Origin of the sequence: Streptomyces sp. NPDC002680 (genome assembly GCF_042889145.1) — a bacterium.
Classification (GTDB): domain Bacteria; phylum Actinomycetota; class Actinomycetes; order Streptomycetales; family Streptomycetaceae; genus Streptomyces; species Streptomyces adonidis.
Window position 1 is genome coordinate 1,124,814 of sequence record NZ_JBIAQP010000001.1, and the last position, 19,068, is coordinate 1,143,881.

A 19,068-nucleotide genomic window follows, 5' to 3' on the forward strand; every position below is an offset into this window, starting at 1 on the left:
CATGCGGTTCGCGACATACGAGTACGAGGGCGTGGAGCGCGCCGGAGTCGTCCAGGGGCAGAGCATCCATCCGCTGCCGGACGGGGTCACCGTCCTCTCGCTCGTCGAGACGGAGGCACTGCACGCGGCCGGAGCCGAAGCTCTCAGCCAGGCAAGTGAGTTGACGGTGGATCAGGTGCGACTGCTACCGCCGCTCAAGCCGCCGTCCATCCGGGACTTCGTCGGCTTCGAGGCGCACATCGAGGGTGTCTCCAAGTCCCTCGACGGGCTGGAGCACGTGCCCGAGGAGTGGTATCGGGCGCCCAACTTCTACTTCACCAACCCGCACGCGGCCTACGGCGCTCACGACGAGGTGCCGATCCCGGCGGGCTGCTCGGTGCTCGACTTCGAGCTGGAGGTGGGAGTGGTCATCGGACGGGCGGGGCGTGACCTCACGCCCGAGCAGGCCCGTGAGCACATCGTCGGCTATCTCGTCTTCAACGACTGGTCGGCCCGTGACCTTCAGAAACCGGAGAAGAACCTGGGCCTCGGCTTCTCCAAGGGCAAGGACTTCGCCAACACGCTCGGCCCGTTCCTGGTCACCGCCGACGAGGTGGAGGACCGCAGGGACGCCGACGGCTTCCTCGACCTGGAGATGACCGCGACCCTCAACGGCGAGCTGATCGGCCGCGACACGCTCGCCAACGTCTCCTGGACCTTCGAGGAGATGATCGCCTACGCGGCCCGTGACGCCTGGGTGCGCCCCGGTGACATCCTCGGCTCGGGCACCTGCGGCTGGGGCGCCCTGGCGGAGTTCTGGGGCCGCGTCGGGGAACGCACTCCCGCGCCCCTCGCCCCCGGTGACGAGGTGACGCTCACCGTGGAACGCCTCGGCAGCCTCTCCAACCGCATCGTCACCGGGCGTACGGACGTGTACCTTCCGCGTGCCCGGAAGCGGGGCCGCACACCACGGCCGTAGCACGGAATCCTGTGCCTCGACCAAGCCGGGCCTGTGTCCCGACCATGGGGGTGCAGGCCCGCCGACCTGCGCGTATTCCCGGTCGCGATGGCTCGCATCCGCGTTTCTGAGAATGCGCGCACGGACCTTCCTCACGCAGTCCTCCCGAAGTTACGCTCCGGTTTCACGGCCGTACGACGAGGTGGCCGGCGCCTGCGGCCAGGCGTGACGGAAGGGGACATCCGTGGGTCTGGGAGCGATCGATCTCAATCTTCTGGTGGCGCTGGAGGCCCTGCTGGAGGAGAAGAACGTCACGCACGCCGGCGTCCGGCTCTCCACCAGCCAGTCCGCGATGAGCGGCTCGCTCGCCCGGCTGCGCCGGCACTTCAACGACGAGCTGCTGGTGCGGGTGGGCCGCGAGTACGAACTGACCCCGCTGGCCGAGCGGCTGCTGCCCGTCGTACAGGCGTCCCTGTACAAGGCCGAGGAGGCCCTGTCGCTGACCCGGCGGTTCGATCCGGAGCGCAGTCGGCAGCGGTTCTCGGTGGTGATGTCGGACTACGTGATGACGGTGTTCGTCGAGCCGCTGCTGCGGGCCATCGCGGACGAGGCGCCCGGCGTACGCATCGACTTCCACCCCCTGGTGCACGGCCAGCCGGAGAACGAGACCCATCTGCGCTGCCACGACCTGATGGTCGTACCGCTCGGCTACCGGCTGCCCGGGATCAGCGAGGCCGTGATGCACGACCGGTTCGTGTGCATCGTCGACCCCGACAACCCGCGCCTCGTCGAGGGCCGCCTCACGCTCCGCGATCTGGCGGAGATGCCGCATGCCGCGTCGGCGTTCGGCAAGAGTCAGACGCCCGCGGACCGGCAGCTGGAGACCCTTGGCATCGTGCCGAAGGTGCAGGTCAGCGCGCCGGGGTTCAGTGTGCTGCCGTTCCTGGTGGGCGGCACCGATCTGGTCGCCCTGGTGCCCGAGCGGCTCGCCCGGCGGTACGAGGGCTTCGCGCGCTGTGTCGCCGTACCGACGCCGTTCCCGGACGTACCGCTGGTGGAGGCCATGTACTGGCACCACAACCGGCACTCCGACCCGGCCCACAGCTGGCTGCGCGAGACCATGCGCAGGGTGGGCGCCCGTCTGGACGAGGAGCCGGAGACCGACGGTACCGAGCCGATCGCGGACACGGATGCCAGCCATGAGGAACGCGCGTTTCCGGAGCTGGCGCCCGCTTCCTAGCGTGGCAGGGGAAACCCCTAGCCTCCTGGAGGAACCGTGAGCCGTACGCGTCTGGCCGGCCGTACCGTCGTCGTCACCGGAGCCGCGCAGGGACAGGGCGCCGCCGAGGTGTCGGCGACCGCTCGCGAAGGTGCGTCGGTGATCGCGACCGATGTCCTCGACGAGCCCGGCGAGAAGCTCGCCGCCGCCCTGCGCGCCGACGGCCTCGATGTCACCTACCGGCACCTGGACGTGTCGTCCGAGGACGACTGGACGGCCCTCGCGGCCTCGCTGGACGTCGTGCACGGGCTGGTGAACAACGCGGGCATCGCCGTACGGGCGCGGCTCGGGCACGTCGAACTCGCCGACTGGAACCGGGCGTTCGCGGTGAACACGACGGGTGCGCTGCTCGGCATCCAGGCACTGACTCCGCTGATGCCGTCCGGTTCGTCGATCGTGAACGTCGGCTCGGTGGCCGGTCTCACCGCTCATCACGCGGTCGCGTACACGGCGAGCAAGTGGGCGCTGCGAGGCCTGTCGCGGGTGGCCGCACTGGAGTTGGCACCCCGTGGCATCCGTACGAACGTCATCCACCCCGGGTACATCGAGACGCCGCTGATGGCTACCGCGAACCCGGTGTTCGTGGGCGCGCATCTCGCGATGACCCCGCAGGGTCGCCCCGGGACGACGGAGGAGGTGGCACCGCTGGTCGTGTATCTGCTGTCGGACGAGGCGTCGTACGTCAACGGCGCGGAGATCACCGTGGACGGCGGTTACGCGGCGCACGGCGGCGTGAAGGCGATCACGAACGCCCTCGACGCGTCCTGACGGACCTGCGGGGGCGCGCAAGAGGAGGAGGTCGTGGCTTGGAGCCACGGCCTCCTCCTCTTGCGTCTACGACGGGTCACGCGGTCGCGGGCTGCACCGCCGTCTCTCCGCTCGTGTCGACCTCCGACCGGGCGGTGTTCTTGCGGACCAGCAGCAGGGTGACCACCGCGCCGAGCAGTGAGGCGCAGCCGCAGATCACCACGCCCAGTGCCATGCCGTGGCCGAGGGCGTCCTGCGCGGCGGCCCGGGCGCTTTCGCTGCCCGCGTTGACGACGGCGAGCGGTCCGGCCGCCGCCTCCATCCCCGCGTCGGCCCCGCTGAGCTTGCCGACCAGGGCGGAGGACGCGGCGCTCATCGCGATCGTGCTGATGACGGCCGGACCGAGGCCCTGTCCGAACTCCCGGACGAGGCTGGTGGCGCCGCTGGCCATGCCGGTCATGTGGATCGGTACGGCGTTGACGGCGGCGGAGGTCAGCGAGGAGACCACGCAGATGAAGCCGACGCCGAGCAGTAGCACCGGGCCGATGAAGGCCGCGAGGGAGGTGGTGGTGATGGGCAGGGCGGCGATCCAGAACTGGCCGGCGGCCATGGGCAGCAGCCCGCCCATCAGCAGCCAGCGGGCGTCCACCCGGGTCAGCATTCTGCTCAGCACGGGGGCCAGGAGCAGCGGGATCAGCTGGAGGATGACGAAGGGCATGCTGGCCTTGAGGGCGCTCAGGTGCATGACCGCGCCGAGCCGGATCGACACGCAGTACGCGGTGCCGATGAAGCCGAACATCCCGGCGAGGGCGACGACGGCCGCCGCCGCGAACGAGGGGATCTTCAGGAGTTCGAGGTTGAACATCGGTGACGCGGCACGCAGTTCGGCGACGACGAACCCGACGAGGGCGATCGCGGCAAGCGAGAGGGAGCCGACGATCGCCGTGCTGCTCCAGCCTCGTTCGCCGCCCTCGATGATGCCCCAGAGCAGGGCGGTGAGGCCGATGGCGATGGTGATCTGGCCGGGCCAGTCCAGGGTGCGGCCCTCGGGGGCCTTGGAGTCGGTGACCAGCTTCCAGCAGGTGCCGGCGACGACGAGTCCGAGGATGACGGGCGGCACGAACGCCCAGCGGAAGTCGGCGACGGTGGCGAGCACACCGGAGGACAGCGGTCCGAGTGCCGAGGCCAGCGAGATGCTCAGTGCCCAGGTGGAGACGGCTTTCGCGCGGTCCTTCTGGTCCGGGGTGGCCGCTGCGATGACCGCGAGGGAGCTGGGGAAGAGCGCGGCGGCGCCGATACCGGCGAGGGCCTGGCCGGTCCAGAGCATGCCGATGCTCTGCGCGGTGGCGTTGAGGAGTTCACCGAGGGCCAGGATCAGTCCGCCGAGGACCAGTAGGCGCTTACGGCCGAAGAGATCTCCGACCACACCGAAATTCAGTTCAAGAATGGCGGTGGGGAGAATGAAGGCGGAGGTCACCCAGGCCACTTGGGAACCCGAGGCCCCGAATGCGGCCTGGATTTCCCCGTTGATGGGCGAGGGGACGGTAATGCACAATTGTGCCGCCGCGACCGCGAGGCAGCAGGCTATGAGCGTGCCCTTGTCGAGTCTGTTCAGGGAGATCGATTTCGTTGGTTGCGTCATCGCGGCTTCTTCTCTATGAGTTCGATGAGATTTCCCTCGGGGTCACTGACCCAGGCCATACGCACGCCCGGTTCGGGGGACGGCCCCGGTTTCATGACCTCGCCCGCTCCATGGGCGATCAAAGCGTCGTGAACGGGGTCGAGTTCGGGGGTGGTGACCGCGAAGTGCCCGTAACCCTCGGTGAGGGCGGCGGTCAGCGGGTCCGGTGCGCGCAGGCCCGGGGCGGAGCCGGGCCGGGCGAGCAGTTCGAGGCGCCAGCCGTCCGGATGCTCCAGGACGACACCCTTCAGCCCGGGTCCTTCGAGGTGGAACTCGAAGACGGTCTTCAGCGCGAACGCGCCCTGGTACCAGGTGGTTTGGGCGGGCAGATCGCGTACGTTGACGCCCACGTGGTCGAGTCGGGTGGTCACGTCCGCTCAGCCCGCCATCGCGCTGTCGCCGCCGTCGACCATGAGGTTGGCGCCGTTGACGAAGGCCGCCTCGTCGGAGCAGAGGAAGGCCGCGGCGCGGGCGATGTCCTCGGGTTCACCGACGCGTCCGACGGGGATACGGGCCTCCAACTGGGCCCGGGGGCCGTCCGGGTCGTCGAGGAAGGGGGCGGTGGCCGAGGTGCGGGTCATGCCGGGGGCGATGGTGTTGACGCGGATGTGGTGCGGGGCGCCGGCCGCGCACAGGTGCTTGCTCATCGCCAGCACCCCGCCCTTGGCGGCCCCGTGCGGCACCATCGGCATGAAGGGCGCCCCTCGTACGGCGGCCACGGAGGCGACGTTGAGGACGACTCCGCCGCCGCGCGCGATCAGGTGCGGCCAGGCCGCGCGCGTACAGAAGTAGGGGATGTCCAGCTCGTTGCGGATGGTGAAGTACCAGTCCTCGACGGGCTGGGACTCGAACGGCCCGTTCCGTAGTGCGGAGGCGTTGTTGTAGAGGATGTCGATGCCGCCGAAGGCCTCGATCCCGGCGTCGATCCATTCCCGGGCGCCGCTTTCGGTGGAGAGGTCCACGGGGGCAAGGGACTTCATGGTTCCGCCGGCCTTCTCGACGAGTTCGACGGTTTCGGACGCACTGTCCTCGTCAAGGTCGCAGCCGAATACCGTGGCGCCTTCCGCGGCGAATACGAGGGCCGCGGATCGGCCTATTCCGGCCCCCGTTCCACTGATGAAAGCGATTTTCCCGGCCAGTCGACCCATGGTTGCCATGTCCCTTGTCCAGTGCCGCCGGAGTGCGGTGGTGGAAGCGTAGGTACGGCCTTTGGGCAGAACAAGAAATGCGTCGCTTCAGGTCCATCGGGGGTTCGTATGGCAGGTATGCGGGCAGTGGAGTTCGGGGGCGCGTCCGCACCTCGACGGGCGTCGAGCCGCTGAGTCACACCTCACATCCGGGACCGCGCATCGTGTGGTACGGTGCCAACAGCACTTGTGTACGCCCCCTCTTGGGCGCCGGTGCTGGATCATTCTCTCTCCCGCTGACCGCCCGTCGGTTTCCGATCGGCGCATCAGCTCTTTCGCCGCCCGTAGCGCGTTCGGCGCGCTCAGTTCTCGCGGCCTCTCACCCTTCCTCTCTGTCTCCGCGTGCCTCATGCGGCATGCGTCTCCGTCCTTGAAAGGACCCAGTCTCATGACCACCACACTCGAACACCCCCCTGTGGAACAACTGCCCCCGACCCGGATCGCGACCGGTGTCCTCGACATCGACAGCAACGGGAAGGGCTACCTGCGGGCCGCCGACAGCTGCCTGCCCTCCCCCACCGACCTCCAGGTCTCCCCGGCGCTCATCCGCCGGTACGGCCTGCGCAAGGGCGACCTCGTCGCCGGCGCCCGCGGTGCACAGCGCGCCCTGACCGAGGTCGGGCTGGTCAACGGCCGTACGCCCGAAGAGCTGCGCGGCCGCCGTCACTTCCGCGACCTCACCCCGCTGCACCCGCGTGAGAGGCTCCGCCTCGAACACCCGGCCGCCGGACTCTCCGGACGCGTGACCGACCTGGTCACGCCCGTCGGCAAGGGCCAGCGCGGGCTGATCGTGGCCCCGCCCAAGACCGGCAAGACCGTACTGCTCCAGCAGATCGCGGCGGCCGTCGCCGGCAACCATCCCGAGTGCCGCCTGATGGTGGTGCTGCTCGACGAGCGGCCCGAGGAGGTCACCGACATGCGGCGCTCCGTGCGCGGCGAGGTGTACGCCTCGACCTTCGACAAGACACCCAAGCAGCACATCGCCCTCGCCGAACTCGTCATCGAGCGGGCCAAGCGGCTCGTCGAGGCGGGCGAGGACGTCGTCATCCTCCTGGACTCCCTAACCCGGCTGTGCCGCGCCCACAACAACGCGGCGGCCTCCGGTGGCCGTACCCTCAGCGGCGGTGTCGACGCCGCCGCGCTGCACGGGCCGAAGCGGCTGTTCGGCGCGGCGCGCCTGGCCGAGGAGGGCGGTTCGCTGACCATCCTCGCCACCGCCCTGGTGGAGACGGGTTCACGCGCAGACGACTTCTTCTTCGAGGAGCTGAAGAGCACCGGCAACATGGAGCTGCGGCTGAGCCGCGAGCTGGCGTCCCGGCGCGTGTACCCGGCCGTCGACATCATCCCGTCCGGCACCCGCCGCGAGGAACTCCTGCTACCTCCGGCCGAGTTGACGACCGTACAGGGCCTGCGACGGGCCCTGCAGTCGCGGGACGGCCAGTCGGCCATGGAGACCCTCCTGGAACGCCTCCGCGACACACCCGACAACGCGACCTTCCTGCGCCGAATCCAGCCGACACTGCCCACGTCCGGCTGAAGTCGGGGCCGCGCAGCGCCCCGACAGGGGCGCGGGGAACTGCGCGACCAGCCCCCACCGGCCCGCAGCCGAAAACGCCCCCACCCCGCGGAGCGCTAGCGCATCCGGGTGTTAGGGACCACCCCTCGGCCCCGGCACCACCCCGTACCGCACATCCGTTCCTACGTTTGCGGTATGACGATCAGATTCCCTTCCCGCATCGCCATCTCCTGCTGCGCACTGTGCGCGACGGGCGTGCTGGCCCTCGCGCCGGCCCCGGCATCCGCCCACCCCACCGCCGACGCGACGACGCAGACCACGCAGACGGCGGCGGACGCCCAACTGCTGTACCGCCCCGGCACCCACGCCCGGCTCCGCCCCGGCGCACCCCGAATCCCACGGGACGTGTCCGCACTGTCCTGGCTGGTGGCCGACGCCCGCACCGGTGACGTCCTCGCCGCGCACAACGCACACCGCAAGCTGCCCCCGGCCAGCACGCTCAAGACGCTCTTCGCCCTCACCGTGCTGCCGACGCTGCCCGCGGGCCTGCGGCACAAGGTCACCGAGGAGGAATTGGCGGGCATCGGGGCCGGCAGCAGTCTGGTCGGGGTCGCGGCGGGGCGTACGTACCGGGTCGCCGACCTGTGGCGGGGCGTGTTCCTCAACTCCGGGAACGACGCCGTGCACGTCCTGGCCGCCATGAGCGGGGGCTGGCGCGACACCGCCGTCCGGATGCAGGCCAAGGCCCGCTCCCTGGGCGCCCGCGACACGCACGTGCGGTCACCCGACGGGTACGACGCGTCGGGGCAGGTCTCGTCGGCGTACGACCTCGCGGTGTTCGGGCGGGCGGGGCTGCACAACGCGGACTTCGTCGACTACTGCGGCACCGCCCGGGCCAAGTTCCCCGGCGGTGGCGGCTGGTCGTACGAGATCCAGAACACCAACCGGCTGCTGACCGGTGCCGACGGCGTCGGGCGCTACCCCGGCGTCGTCGGCGTCAAGAACGGCTACACCAGCAAGGCGGGCAACACGCTGGTCGTCGCCGCGCGCCGGGGCGATCGCACCCTGGTCGTCACGGTGATGAACCCTCAGGAGGGCGGCGGATACGCCGTCTACGAGGAGGCCCGCTCGCTGCTCGACTGGGGCTTCGGGGCCGCCGGACGCGTCGATCCCGTCGGCTCACTGGCCGTCTCACGGCCCGTGTCGCAGGCCGGTCCGCAGGCGCCGCGCTCGGTGCCGGTGGCCGCCACCGTGGCGTCCGGGACCGGGCCGGGCTGGCCGGAGACCTGGACGATCGTGGGCGCGGCCGTGCTCGGAGCCGGAGCGGTGTCGCTGCTGCTGCGGATCGCGGGTGTACGGCGGGCCTGATCGGCACCGTCCACCGGCAGCCACAGCAGCAGCACGAGGGTGACCCAGACGTACGCGCTGCCGCCGATGAACCCGTCGACGCCGGACGCGTCGTCGAACCACAGCCACACCACGCTCGTGCACAGCACCGCGTACAGGGCGCCCGCCACGCGCGCGTGCCCCGTACGCAGGAGGACGGCGAACGACGGCAGCAGCCAGACGAGATGGTGTACCCAGGTGATCGGGCTGACCAGACAGGCGGTCAGCCCGGTGAGGGCGAACGCGGCCCACCAGTCCCCCACCACGACGGCCCGCCGGGCCCGCCACGCCCAGACGGCGAGGACGACCAGTACCACCACCAGCCATACGGCACGGCTGGGTTCGCCCGGCACGGCCAGCCGCGCCAGGACGCCCTGGAGGGACTGGTTCGAGACGTACGCGAGCCTGCCGATGCGCTGGGTGTCCCACAGCGCCTCGCTCCAGTAGAAGCGCGAGGCGTCCGGCGCGATCCACACCGCGAGCCCGGTCGCCGCACCGGCGACGGCCGTCGCGACCCCGGCGGCCCGTCGCCGACCGGCGAGGAGCAGCAGCCCGATGAAGAGGGCGGGCGTCAGCTTGATGGCGGCGGCGAGCCCGATCCCGATGCCCGCCCAGCGCGCCCGGCCGGTCGTCAGCAGCCAGGCGTCGAGGAGGACCAGGGCCAGCAGTACGAGGTTCACCTGGCCGAAGCTGAAGGTGTCGCGGACCGGTTCGAACAGCGCCAGCGCACAGCCGGTCAGGGCCCAGCCGTACCAGCCGTAGCGGCGCAGCACCGGCCTGGCCGTCATCCAGACCACCGCGCCGAGGGCCGCCAGGTTGAGCAGCAGCGCGGCGGTGATGGCGGCGCGCAGTCCGACGAGCGCCATCGGCAGCATGCTGACGGCGGCGAACGGCGGATAGGTGAAGCCGTACGTCGTGCCGGGCACCTGGTAGTCGTAGATCCGGCCGCCGTGGTGGACCCAGGTGTCGATGGTTCCGTAGTAGACGCGCAGGTCGAACCAGCCGCGCAGCAGGGGCACGGTCGCCGTGAACACGGTCACCGCGGCGACGAGGGCGAGCACCAGGAGGAGCCGTCCCCGGTCGGTGCGGGGCAGTCTGACAGTGCTGATGCTCATACCGTGCTCTCCCGCAGGGGTGCCTGGGCCGCCTGGTGGGCCTGCCAGAGGACGACGACGGCCAGTGCGCCGCCGGAGACGGCCAGGACCAGTTCCTCGGTGCCGGCGGGCGCGCCGCTCGGCAGGGCGAGGAGCGCGACGACTCCCGTGACGGCCGCGAGCCGACGCCGTACCGAACTGCTGGGCGCGGCGGCGGCGATGAGGAACAGGGCCCACAGGGCGTACCAGGGCCGGATCGCCGGGCCGAGGACGACCACGACGGCCAGGCTCAGGCCGAGTGCGTAGACCGGGCTGAGGCGTGGGCGGCGCAGCCATATGTACGCGATGGCGAGGACGGTGAGCGCGATGCCGAGCAAGTGCCAGGCCGGGACGGCGAGCGGCGCGAGGTCGCTGCCGACCTTCGTGAGCACGGCGGCCGTGGCGCGGCCGAGGAGGCTGGTGAGGGCCCAGTTCTGGGGTGACACCGGGGTTTTCAGGGCGCCTATCCAGCCGTATCCGGTGCCGGCCAGCGTGGTGACGGCCACGGTGGTGGCGGCTGCCGCGCCCGCCGTGGTCAGTATCGCCCGCACCGGACTGCGGCCCGCGCGGATCTGCAGGGCCACGACCGCGGCGAGGCCGAGCAGCGCGGGCGCCTTGACGAGGGCGGCGAGTGTGACGAGTACGGCGCCCAGGACCGGCCACCGGCCCAGCGCCGCGACCAGACCGACGCCGAGCAGCCCGAGCATGATCGCGTCGTTGTGGGCGCCGGCCACCAGGTGCAGCAGGACCAGCGGGTTGAGGGCGCCGAGCCAGAGCGCGGCGGCCGGGTCGGCGCCGCTGTGCCGGGCGAGGCGGGGCAGGGCGGCCGCCATCAGGGCCACACCGAGCAGCGCGACCAGCCGCATACCGAACAGGCCGGCGGGTATCTCGCCCCGGGTCAGTCCGGAGAGCCCGGACGCGACGGCGAGGAACACGGGGCCGTAGGGGGCGCCGGTCTGCTGCCACACCGGGGCGACCTCGGCGGCGAGCGGGCCGCCGAGCAGGGCCGGGCCGTGCGTGTACACGTCCATGTTCGCCTCGACCATCGCGCCCTGGGCGAGATAGCTGTAGACGTCGCGGCTGAAGAGGGGTGGGGCGAGGAGGAGCGGGGTCGCCCAGACGACGAGGACGAGCATCAGGGACCGTACGGTGGGCGGCTCCGGGCTGCGGACCAGTTTGCCGAGCATGATCCAGGCGGCGATCAGGAGGACGACACCGAAGTAGACGCCGACGAGGCCCAGCGCTGCGCGGCCGGTCGAGGGGGCGATGAGTTCTCGTACGGGGAGGGCGCCGGCGGTCTCGCCGCCCAGGGCGAGGCATGCGGTGCCGATCAGGCCGAGGGCCTGACAGCGGCGGAGATCGATGGGGAAAGCCATGGCCAACACTCGGTCAGGGTGTCAATCGTGGGTGGCCGGGAGGCTACGGAGTGCTCTCCGGGTGGGGACCTGGGAGTTACTGGCGGGTGATCTCTGGGGGTTGGGTGTCGGGTGCGGGCCCGGTGGGGGCTTGTCGCGCAGTTCCCCGCGCCCCTGAAAGCGGCGGGTTGCCGTCGCTTGCAGGTGACCGCTCGTGCCCCGAAAAGCGACCGCGCACCGTCCCTCGAAAGTGACCGCCCGTGCCCACGAAAGCGATCGCGCACCGTTCCTCGAATGTGGCCGCCCGTGCCCACGAAAGCGACGGCTCACGACCTCCTCAAGCCCTCGGCGTTCCGGTCAGAAGACCGAAACCCCCGTCAGTGTTGTGAAGCGGGCCAAGGCTGTGACGCCTGCTACCGAGTTGCCGCGCTCGTCCAGGCCGGGGCTCCAGACGCACAGCGTGCAGCGGCCGGGGACCACGGCGATGATGCCGCCGCCCACTCCGCTCTTGCCGGGGAGGCCCACCCGGTAGGCGAAGTCGCCTGCCGCGTCGTAGGTGCCGCAGGTCAGCATGATGGCGTTGATCTGTTTGGCCTGGCTGCGGGTCAGGAGGCGGGTGCCGTCGGCGCGGACTCCGTGGCGGGCCAGGAAACCGGTCGCGAGGGCCAGGTCGGCGCAGGACGCCTCGATGGAGCACTGGCGGAAGTACTGCTCCAGCAGGTCCGGGACCGGGTTGTCGATGTTGCCGTACGAGGCCATGAAGTGGCCCAGGGCGGCGTTGCGGTGGCCGCGTCCGGCCTCGGAGGCGGCCACGTCCTTGTCGAAGGTGAGGCCGGGGTTGCCCGACTCCGCGCGCAGGAAGTCGAGGAGTGCGCCGGCCGCGTCGCCGGTACGGGTGTGCAGGCGGTCGGTGACGACGAGGGCGCCCGCGTTGATGAACGGGTTGCGCGGGATGCCGTTCTCGTACTCCAGCTGGATCAGGGAGTTGAAGGGGTTTCCGGAGGGTTCGCGGCCCACGTGCTCCCAGAGTTCGTCGCCCTCGCGGGCCAGGTCGAGGGCGAGGGTGAAGACCTTGGTGACGGACTGGGTGGAGAACGGCTGCTGCCAGTCCCCCACGCCGTACACCGTGCCGTCGAGTTCGGCGACGGCCATGCCGAAGCTGCGGGGGTCCTGCGACGCGAGGGCGGGGATGTAGTCGGCGGGGCGCCCGCATCCGGGTGTGCGGGCGATTTCCTCGGCGATTCGGTCCAGGACCGGCTGGAAGGTCGGGGGCGAGGGTGCTGATGCCATGATCGCCATTGTCCCTCTGGGCCGGTCCTGATGCGCGTTCGTGTGTGCTGGGCGCTTCGTTGGGGCGGTAGTGATGAATCTGCGGCCCGGTGGGGGCTGGTCGCGCAGTTCCCCGCGCCCCTGAGGGGCGCGGCTGCACCGAGGCCGATTGCCTTGTCGCGCAGCCGCGCCGGCGGAGCCGCATATCGACACAGCCCCGCGTCCCTATCGGGGCGCGCCCGTGCCGGCCACTATCTCCGGGCGGAGCAGCTCCGCGAGGCGTTCTGCCGGCAGCAGGCCCTTTTCCAGGACCAGTTCGGCTACGCCCCGGCCGGTGGCCAGGGCCTCCTTGGCTATGTCGGTGGCGGCCGTGTAGCCGATGTGGGGGTTGAGGGCGGTGACCAGGCCGATGGAGTTCTCGACGCTCGCGCGCAGTGCCTCGGTGTTGGCGGTGATGCCGTCGACGCAGCGCTCGGCGAGCGTGAGGCATGCGGCACGCAGGTGGGTGATGGACTCCGAGAGGGAGTGCAGGATGATCGGCTCGAAGGCGTTGAGCTGGAGCTGGCCCGCCTCCGCGGCCATCGTGATCGTCACGTCGTTGCCGATCACCTCGAAGGCGACCTGGTTGACGACCTCGGGGATCACCGGGTTGACCTTACCCGGCATGATCGACGAACCCGCCTGCACCGGCGGCAGGTTGATCTCGCCGAGGCCGGCGCGGGGCCCGGAGGAGAGCAGACGCAGGTCGTTGCAGCTCTTGCTCAACTTGACCGCGACCCGCTTCAGTACACCGGACATCTGGACGAACGCCCCGCAGTCCTGGGTCGCTTCGACCAGGTTGGCGGCGGTGACCAGCGGGAGGCCGGTGATCTCGGCCAGGTGGCGGCGGGCCGACTCGGCGTATCCGGCGGGGGCGTTGAGACCCGTACCGATGGCCGTGGCGCCCAGGTTGATCTCATGGATCAACTGGACGGCCTCGTCAAGACGGTTGCGGTCCTCGTCAATCATGACGGCATACGCGGAGAACTCTTGACCGAGCGTCATGGGGACCGCGTCCTGCAACTGTGTACGGCCCATCTTGAGCACATCGCGGAACTCGACGGCCTTACGGGCGAACGAGTCCTGCAGTACAGCCATCGCCTTGAGCAGTCCACGTACCGCGAAGACCGTCGCTATCTTGACGGCGGTCGGGTAGACGTCATTGGTCGACTGGCCGAGGTTGACGTCCTCGTTGGGGTGCAGGTACTGGTACTGGCCCTTCTCATGGCCCAGCAGCTCCAACGCCCGGTTGGCGACGACCTCGTTGGCGTTCATGTTCGTCGAGGTGCCGGCCCCGCCCTGGATCACGTCCACCACGAACTGGTCGTGCAGCCTGCCGTCCCGTATCTCCCGGCACGCCTCGACTATCGCGGCGGCCTTCTTCGACTCCAGGAGACCAAGCTCCTCGTTGGCGAGGGCGGCGGCCTCCTTGACGGCGGCGAGGGCGTCGATGAGATGCGGGTAGGCGGAGATTGTCATACCCGCGATGGGGAAGTTCTCCGTGGCACGCAGGGTGTGGACACCCCAGTACGCCTCGACGGGAACATCACGGTCACCGAGCAGATCGTGTTCACTGCGATGGACTGCGGCGGCGCTGCGCTGAGCTGCTGCGGTCATGGTGGGGCGGGCCTCTTTCGGGTTGTTGGTCCTGATGGGCGTGCTGTGGACGCGCCCCGAAGGGGCGCGGGGAACTGCGCGACCAGCCCCCACCGGCCGGGGGGCCGAAGAACTACGCGGGCCGGACCTGAGCCGAAAGCGGGTCCAGGGCACGGACGGCGCGAACGCTGCCGACCGGTTCGCCACCGCCCAGCAGCGCCTCGCCCGCGAACTCGGTGAGCGCCGACGCATCGACGCCGGCCCGGACGAGCGCCGCCGCCGTCACCGGCACCCGCGCCCGATTCGCACCGTCGGCGATCTTCACCGCGACGGACCGGCCGTCCGGGAGCGCGGCGACCTGAACGCCCTCGAAACCGTCCTTGCTGAGCAGCCCGGGCACGGCCCGCATCAGCGCGGCCACGTCCCGGCCGGAGCCGGAGGCCATCTCGGCGTGGTCGCGCATCGCGTCGGCGACCAGTGCCTCCGGGGTGTCCGGGGCGGCCGTGGTGATCCGGGCGGCGGCACGGGCCAGGCCGTGCAGGGAGATCGAGAAGAGGGGCGCGCCGCAGCCGTCGACGGTCACCTGGGCGATGCGCTGACCGGTGAGGTCCTCGACGATCTCGGCGATCGCCTGCTGGAGGGGGTGGGCGGGATCGAGGTAGGTGTCGAGGGACCAGCCGTTGAGCTTGCAGGTGTAGAGCATGGCCGCGTGCTTGCCGGAGCAGTTCTGGGCGAGGCGCGAGGGTGGCCGGCCCTCGCGTATCCAGGTGTCCCGGACGACCGGGTCGAACGGCAGGTCCGTCACATTGCGCAGGTCGTCCTCGCTGAGGCCGGCGAGTTCCAGGATGCGGCGGGTACCGGCCAGATGGCGTTCCTCGCCGGAGTGACTGGCGGCGGCCAGGGACAGCAGCTCGCCGTCGAGGGGCAGGCCCGCCCGCAGCATCGCCACCGCCTGGACCGGCTTCAGGGCCGAACGCGGATAGAAGGCCGCCTCGATGTCGCCGACCTGCAACTCCACCTGTCCGTCGGCGCCGAGGACGACGACGGAGCCGTAGTGGATGCCCTCGATGACCCCGCCGCGCACGAGGTGCGCGACGGGAGAGTGGAGGGGTTCGCGGATCGCGGGAGCGTCCGCGAGAGAACTGCCGTACATGCCTGCCTGCGCTGCTTCCTGCATTACTGCATCCTGCATCACTGCGTGGTTCACGCGTCGGCTCCGGCCGACCCGCTGGATCCGGTGGACGGGTTGGAAGGGGTGGACGGGGTGCCTTCGGCGGCCTTGCGGGCCACCTGGGCGCGGACGCCGTACCAGCCCGCGACCAGCGCCCCGGCGATCAGCGGGAGACACAGCACGGTGGTACGGCCTGCGCCGCCGTCGGCGTACATCAGGACCAGGACGGAGGCGAGGAAGGCCAGCGTCACGAGTTCGGTCCACGGGGAGCCGGGGAGACGGTAGCTCGGGCGGGTCAGCTCGCCGTTCTCGGTCTTCCGCCAGAAGACCAGGTGACAGACCATGATCATGCCCCAGGTGGCCAGGATGCCGATCGCGGCGAAGTTCAGCACGATCTCGAACGCGTCCTCGGGGACGACGAAGTTGAGGCCGACGCCGAGTACGCAGACACCGCTGGTGAGCAGGATGCCGCCGTACGGGACCTGGCTGCGGCTCATGTTGCCGGTGAACTTCGGCGCGGAGCCGGACATCGCCATGGAACGCAGGATGCGGCCGGTGGAGTACAGGCCCGAGTTGAGGGACGACATGGCCGCCGTGAGGACGACCAGGTTCATCACACCGCCGGCCGCCGGGATGCCGATGTTGGAGAGGACGGTCACGAAGGGGCTCTCGCCCGACGTGTACTTGTTCCACGGCAGCAGCATCGAGAGGAGGAGCACCGAACCGACGTAGAAGATGCCCACGCGCCACATGATCGAGTTGATCGCCTTCGGCATGATCTTCTCGGGGTTCTCGGTCTCGCCCGCCGTGACACCGACCAGTTCGACGGAGGCGTAGGCGAAGACGACGCCCTGGATGATCAGCAGCATGGGCAGCAGGCCGTTGGGGAAGACGCCGCCGTTGTCGGTGATCAGGGACGGGCCGGGGGTGGTGCCGTCGACCTCGTGCTGGGTGACCAGCAGGAAGATGCCGATCAGCATGAAGATGACGAGCGCGCTGACCTTGACGATGGCGAACCAGAACTCCAGCTCGCCGAAGATCTTCACCGAGATCAGGTTCACGGTGAGGACGACCGCCAGGGCGATCAGCGCGATCACCCACTGCGGGATGTCGGAGAACATGCCCCAGAAGTGGGTGTAGGTGGCCACCGCGGTGATGTCAGCGATGCCGGTGGTGGCCCAGTTCAGGAAGTACATCCAGCCCGCGGTGTACGCGCCCTTCTCGCCCAGGAACTCACGGGCGTACGACACGAACGCGCCGGACGAGGGCCGGTACAGGACGAGTTCGCCCAGCGCCCGGACGACGAGGAAGGCGAAGATGCCGCAGACCGCGTAGGCGATGAAGAGGGACGGGCCGGCGTCGGCGAGCCGGCCGCCCGCGCCGAGGAACAGGCCGGTGCCGATGGCACCGCCGATGGCGATCATGTTGACGTGCCGGGATTTCAGCGACTTGCTGTAGCCCGCGTCACCGGCGTCGACGTGAACGGCCCTTTTGTGCTCCGTACCGTCCTGGAGGGATTGCTCGCTCACGCGTCGGTTCCGCCTTCCGGGGATGTCTCGTGGGGAGTGTCCGTGTGCGCGGGGCGCACGATGTCGGTGAGGGTCCGGGAGACCCGGTCGAGGTGGTGGGACATGGCGTCCACCGCGTCGTCCTCGCTGCGGTCGATCAGTGCCTCGACGATCGCCCGGTGCTCGCGGTTGGACTGCTCACGCCGGCCGCCCAGCTCGTTCAGGAAGGCCGACTGACGGGCCAGCGCGTCCCGGATCTCCTCGATCACCCGGCGGAACACCGGGTTCTGGGCGGCCTGCGCCACGGCCAGATGGAAGAGGGTGTCCATGGCGACCCACGCGGTGGTGTCGGTCTCGTGCTCCATGCGGTCGAGCAGATGGGCGAGGTGGTCGAGGTCCTCGGGCGTACGTCGTACGGCCGCGTAGCCGGCGACCGGGATCTCGACGTGCCGGCGGACTTCGAGGAGGTCGCTGGCCGCGTAGTCGCCGAAGGTGGGGTCCTCGACGGTGCTGGACACCACGAAGGTGCCCTTGCCGGTACGGGAGACGGTCAGGCCCATGGTCTGCAGGGCCCGCAGGGCCTCCCGCAGCACGGGCCGGCTCACCTCCAGGCGCCGGCACAGCTCGGCCTCGGAGGGGAGCTTGTCCCCCACGGCGTAGTCTCCGCGCTCGATGGCGCTGCGCAGATGACCGAGGACCGCTTCCATCGCGCTGACGCGCCGCGGCACCGAGCCACCTGTCTGGCTGTCTGACAGGTTCACGGGGGTGATACTCCGGGTGGCGGGACGGGGCTGTCAAGGGTGCGCGGCCCGGGACCGCCTCACACTCCGGGTACTGAGGCAGCTTGAGGCAGCTCAGGGCGGGAAAATCCGTGGAGGTCCTTGCCCGGATGCCACGACCATGTGGGCATGCCGAGAGTCGAACGGGTGGGCGACGAGAACTGGGCCGCGCTCAAGGCAGTGCGTCTGCGCGCGCTGGAGGCGGACCCCGAGGCGTTCGGTGCCACCCTGGCCGAGGAGCGCGCGAGGGACGAGGCGTTCTGGCGTCGGCGGATCCTGGTCGGGGACTGGTTCCTGGCCCGGGCCGCGGAGGAGGCGGTGGGCGTCGCGGCGTTGGTGACTCCGCCGGCGCCGTCCGGGGACGAGCGCCAGCTCGACGCGATGTGGGTGGTCCCAGCCTGGCGCGGGAGAGGCGTGGGGGAAGCGTTGATCTACGCGGCTGTCGAGCACGCGGCTCGGGGCGGTGCCACTTCGGTCTCGTTGACGGTGGTGGACGGCAACACGGCCGCGCGAGGCCTCTACCGACGCATGGGGTTCCAGCCCACGGGAGAGCGCTCGCCGCGCCCCCGTGACCCCGGCCGGATGCACGAGCGGTTCCGGCTGACCCTCGGCACTCAGTTCAGTACGCCCGCCCCCAGCAGCCCCAGCAGCAGCACCCCGACGACGATCCGGTAGATCACGAAGGCGTTGAAGGAGTGCTTGGCGACGAACTTCAGCAGCCAGGCGATGGAGGCGTAGGCGACGACGAAGGAGACCGCAGTGCCGACCGCCAGCGGCGCGACGCCCACGCCCGCGCCCAGGGCGTCCTTCAGCTCGTACAGCCCGGCGCCGGTCAGGGCGGGGATGCCGAGGAAGAAGGAGAGCCGGGTGGCGGCGACCCGGTCGAGGTCGAGGATGAGCGCCGTCGACATGGTGGCGCCGGATCGGGAGAAGCCGGGGAAGAGCAGGGCGAGGATCTGTGAACTGCCCACCAGCATCGCGTCCTTGAACGACGTGTCGTCCTCACCGCGCTTGTGCCGGCCCATCTGGTCCGCGGCCCACATCACCCCGCTCCCGACGATCAGCGAGGCGGCGACCACCCACAGCGAGGCCAGCGGGCCCTCGATCAGCGGCTTGGCGGCGAGGCCCACGACGACGATCGGGATCGTGGCGCAGATGACCCACCAGGCGAACTTGTAGTCGTGGTGGTGCCGCTCGTCGCGGTTGACGAGACCCCTCCCCCAGGCGGAGACGATCCGGACGATGTCCTTGAAGAAGTACACGAACACGGCGGCGATCGCGCCGACCTGGATGACGGCCGAGAACCCGACGACGGCGTCGTCGTCGACGGGGATGTTCATCAGCCCCTCGGTGATCTTCAGATGGCCGGTCGAGGAGACCGGCAGGAACTCGGTCACCCCCTCGACGGCTCCGAGGACGACGGCCTGACCGACGGAGATGGCGCTCATGGAATCCAGTTCTGCTGGGGAGGGGCGGGCTGCGGCG

Annotated in this window: 16 protein-coding genes and 1 pseudogene; 6 read left to right on the top strand and 11 right to left on the bottom strand. The window is 70.4% G+C overall.

Translation table 11 applies throughout. The annotated features are described in order from the left end of the window. Position 1: 1 nt before the first annotated feature. The 3 genes from ACFYXF_RS05105 (at position 2) to ACFYXF_RS05115 (ending at position 2,984) form a co-directional block, all read left to right on the top strand. A complete protein-coding gene (locus tag ACFYXF_RS05105) occupies positions 2-958 on the top strand; it encodes a fumarylacetoacetate hydrolase family protein (RefSeq protein ID WP_389348156.1) in 957 nt (318 codons plus the stop codon). A 223-nt stretch (positions 959-1,181) separates the two neighbouring features. Continuing rightward, on the top strand, positions 1,182-2,177 hold the full coding sequence (locus ACFYXF_RS05110; protein ID WP_389348157.1) for a LysR family transcriptional regulator: 996 nt from the start codon (positions 1,182-1,184) through the stop codon (positions 2,175-2,177). A 36-nt stretch (positions 2,178-2,213) separates the two neighbouring features. Continuing rightward, positions 2,214-2,984, top strand: coding sequence for an SDR family NAD(P)-dependent oxidoreductase (locus ACFYXF_RS05115; RefSeq protein WP_389348158.1), 771 nt, complete (start codon positions 2,214-2,216; stop codon positions 2,982-2,984). Between the two features lie 76 nt (positions 2,985-3,060). Here ACFYXF_RS05115 and ACFYXF_RS05120 read toward each other — a convergent pair whose 3' ends face one another. From ACFYXF_RS05120 to ACFYXF_RS05130, 3 genes are read right to left on the bottom strand one after another with little or no spacing between them, the layout of a single operon-like run. Beyond that, entirely contained in the window at positions 3,061-4,605 is a 1,545-nt protein-coding gene (locus tag ACFYXF_RS05120; RefSeq protein WP_389348159.1) for an MFS transporter, read from the bottom strand. Beyond that, on the bottom strand, positions 4,602-5,015 hold the full coding sequence (locus tag ACFYXF_RS05125; RefSeq protein ID WP_389348160.1) for a VOC family protein: 414 nt from the start codon (positions 5,013-5,015) through the stop codon (positions 4,602-4,604). The genes ACFYXF_RS05120 and ACFYXF_RS05125 overlap by 4 nt, the downstream gene beginning before the upstream one ends. 6 nt (positions 5,016-5,021) lie before the next feature. Further along, the gene (locus ACFYXF_RS05130; protein WP_389348161.1) at positions 5,022-5,801 is read right to left on the bottom strand and encodes an SDR family NAD(P)-dependent oxidoreductase; all 780 of its coding nucleotides are present in this window, start codon (positions 5,799-5,801) and stop codon (positions 5,022-5,024) included. A gap of 418 nt (positions 5,802-6,219) precedes the next feature. On the opposite strand from ACFYXF_RS05130, the gene rho reads away from it, so the two are divergent. Together rho and ACFYXF_RS05140 are read left to right on the top strand one after the other, a co-directional pair. Next, positions 6,220-7,368, top strand: coding sequence for a transcription termination factor Rho (rho, locus tag ACFYXF_RS05135; RefSeq protein ID WP_389348162.1), 1,149 nt, complete (start codon positions 6,220-6,222; stop codon positions 7,366-7,368). A gap of 174 nt (positions 7,369-7,542) precedes the next feature. Beyond that, positions 7,543-8,376 (top strand): annotated as a pseudogene (locus ACFYXF_RS05140) (D-alanyl-D-alanine carboxypeptidase family protein); the annotation flags it as partial. A gap of 83 nt (positions 8,377-8,459) precedes the next feature. Here ACFYXF_RS05140 and ACFYXF_RS05145 read toward each other — a convergent pair. The 7 genes from ACFYXF_RS05145 to ACFYXF_RS05175 all read right to left on the bottom strand — a co-directional run bounded on the left by ACFYXF_RS05145 (position 8,460) and on the right by ACFYXF_RS05175 (position 17,511). Beyond that, positions 8,460-9,848 (bottom strand): glycosyltransferase 87 family protein, encoded by a 1,389-nt coding sequence (locus tag ACFYXF_RS05145; RefSeq protein ID WP_389348163.1) that lies wholly within the window; start codon positions 9,846-9,848, stop codon positions 8,460-8,462. Further along, a complete protein-coding gene (gene mptB, locus ACFYXF_RS05150; protein ID WP_389348164.1) occupies positions 9,845-11,242 on the bottom strand; it encodes a polyprenol phosphomannose-dependent alpha 1,6 mannosyltransferase MptB in 1,398 nt (465 codons plus the stop codon). Before mptB ends, ACFYXF_RS05145 begins: the two co-directional genes overlap by 4 nt. A 336-nt stretch (positions 11,243-11,578) precedes the next feature. Continuing rightward, on the bottom strand, positions 11,579-12,520 hold the full coding sequence (locus tag ACFYXF_RS05155) for a glutaminase (RefSeq protein WP_389348165.1): 942 nt from the start codon (positions 12,518-12,520) through the stop codon (positions 11,579-11,581). Between the two features lie 195 nt (positions 12,521-12,715). Beyond that, positions 12,716-14,146: an aspartate ammonia-lyase gene (gene aspA, locus ACFYXF_RS05160; RefSeq protein WP_389348166.1), complete on the bottom strand. Its 1,431-nt coding sequence runs from the start codon at positions 14,144-14,146 to the stop codon at positions 12,716-12,718. Positions 14,147-14,258: 112 nt separating this feature from the next. Further along, on the bottom strand, positions 14,259-15,278 hold the full coding sequence (locus ACFYXF_RS05165; protein ID WP_389348467.1) for an asparaginase: 1,020 nt from the start codon (positions 15,276-15,278) through the stop codon (positions 14,259-14,261). 50 nt (positions 15,279-15,328) lie between these two features. Continuing rightward, the gene (locus ACFYXF_RS05170) at positions 15,329-16,825 is read right to left on the bottom strand and encodes an amino acid permease (RefSeq protein ID WP_389348167.1); all 1,497 of its coding nucleotides are present in this window, start codon (positions 16,823-16,825) and stop codon (positions 15,329-15,331) included. After that, positions 16,822-17,511, bottom strand: a complete 690-nt coding sequence (locus ACFYXF_RS05175; RefSeq protein ID WP_369032004.1) for a FadR/GntR family transcriptional regulator — start codon at positions 17,509-17,511, stop codon at positions 16,822-16,824. Before ACFYXF_RS05175 ends, ACFYXF_RS05170 begins: the two co-directional genes overlap by 4 nt. A 201-nt stretch (positions 17,512-17,712) precedes the next feature. On the opposite strand from ACFYXF_RS05175, the gene ACFYXF_RS05180 reads away from it, so the two are divergent. Beyond that, positions 17,713-18,258, top strand: coding sequence for a GNAT family N-acetyltransferase (locus ACFYXF_RS05180; protein ID WP_389348168.1), 546 nt, complete (start codon positions 17,713-17,715; stop codon positions 18,256-18,258). Here the strand turns inward: ACFYXF_RS05180 and ACFYXF_RS05185 are convergent. Beyond that, positions 18,198-19,031 carry an undecaprenyl-diphosphate phosphatase gene (locus tag ACFYXF_RS05185; RefSeq protein WP_389348169.1) on the bottom strand — a complete coding sequence of 278 codons (834 nt, stop codon included), beginning with the start codon at positions 19,029-19,031 and terminating at the stop codon, positions 18,198-18,200. The genes ACFYXF_RS05180 and ACFYXF_RS05185 overlap by 61 nt on opposite strands. Positions 19,032-19,068: the final 37 nt, after the last annotated feature.

Coding starts and splice junctions, on each gene's coding strand:
- ACFYXF_RS05105 (WP_389348156.1), top strand. CDS start 2: ATGCGGTTCGCGACATACGAGTACGAGGGCGTGGAGCGCGCCGGAGTC.
- ACFYXF_RS05120 (WP_389348159.1), bottom strand. CDS start 4,605: ATGACGCAACCAACGAAATCGATCTCCCTGAACAGACTCGACAAGGGC.
- ACFYXF_RS05130 (WP_389348161.1), bottom strand. CDS start 5,801: ATGGCAACCATGGGTCGACTGGCCGGGAAAATCGCTTTCATCAGTGGA.
- rho (WP_389348162.1), top strand. CDS start 6,220: ATGACCACCACACTCGAACACCCCCCTGTGGAACAACTGCCCCCGACC.
- ACFYXF_RS05145 (WP_389348163.1), bottom strand. CDS start 9,848: ATGAGCATCAGCACTGTCAGACTGCCCCGCACCGACCGGGGACGGCTC.
- mptB (WP_389348164.1), bottom strand. CDS start 11,242: ATGGCTTTCCCCATCGATCTCCGCCGCTGTCAGGCCCTCGGCCTGATC.
- ACFYXF_RS05155 (WP_389348165.1), bottom strand. CDS start 12,520: ATGGCGATCATGGCATCAGCACCCTCGCCCCCGACCTTCCAGCCGGTC.
- aspA (WP_389348166.1), bottom strand. CDS start 14,146: ATGACCGCAGCAGCTCAGCGCAGCGCCGCCGCAGTCCATCGCAGTGAA.
- ACFYXF_RS05165 (WP_389348467.1), bottom strand. CDS start 15,278: ATGTACGGCAGTTCTCTCGCGGACGCTCCCGCGATCCGCGAACCCCTC.
- ACFYXF_RS05175 (WP_369032004.1), bottom strand. CDS start 17,511: ATGGAAGCGGTCCTCGGTCATCTGCGCAGCGCCATCGAGCGCGGAGAC.
- ACFYXF_RS05180 (WP_389348168.1), top strand. CDS start 17,713: ATGCCGAGAGTCGAACGGGTGGGCGACGAGAACTGGGCCGCGCTCAAG.
- ACFYXF_RS05185 (WP_389348169.1), bottom strand. CDS start 19,031: ATGAGCGCCATCTCCGTCGGTCAGGCCGTCGTCCTCGGAGCCGTCGAG.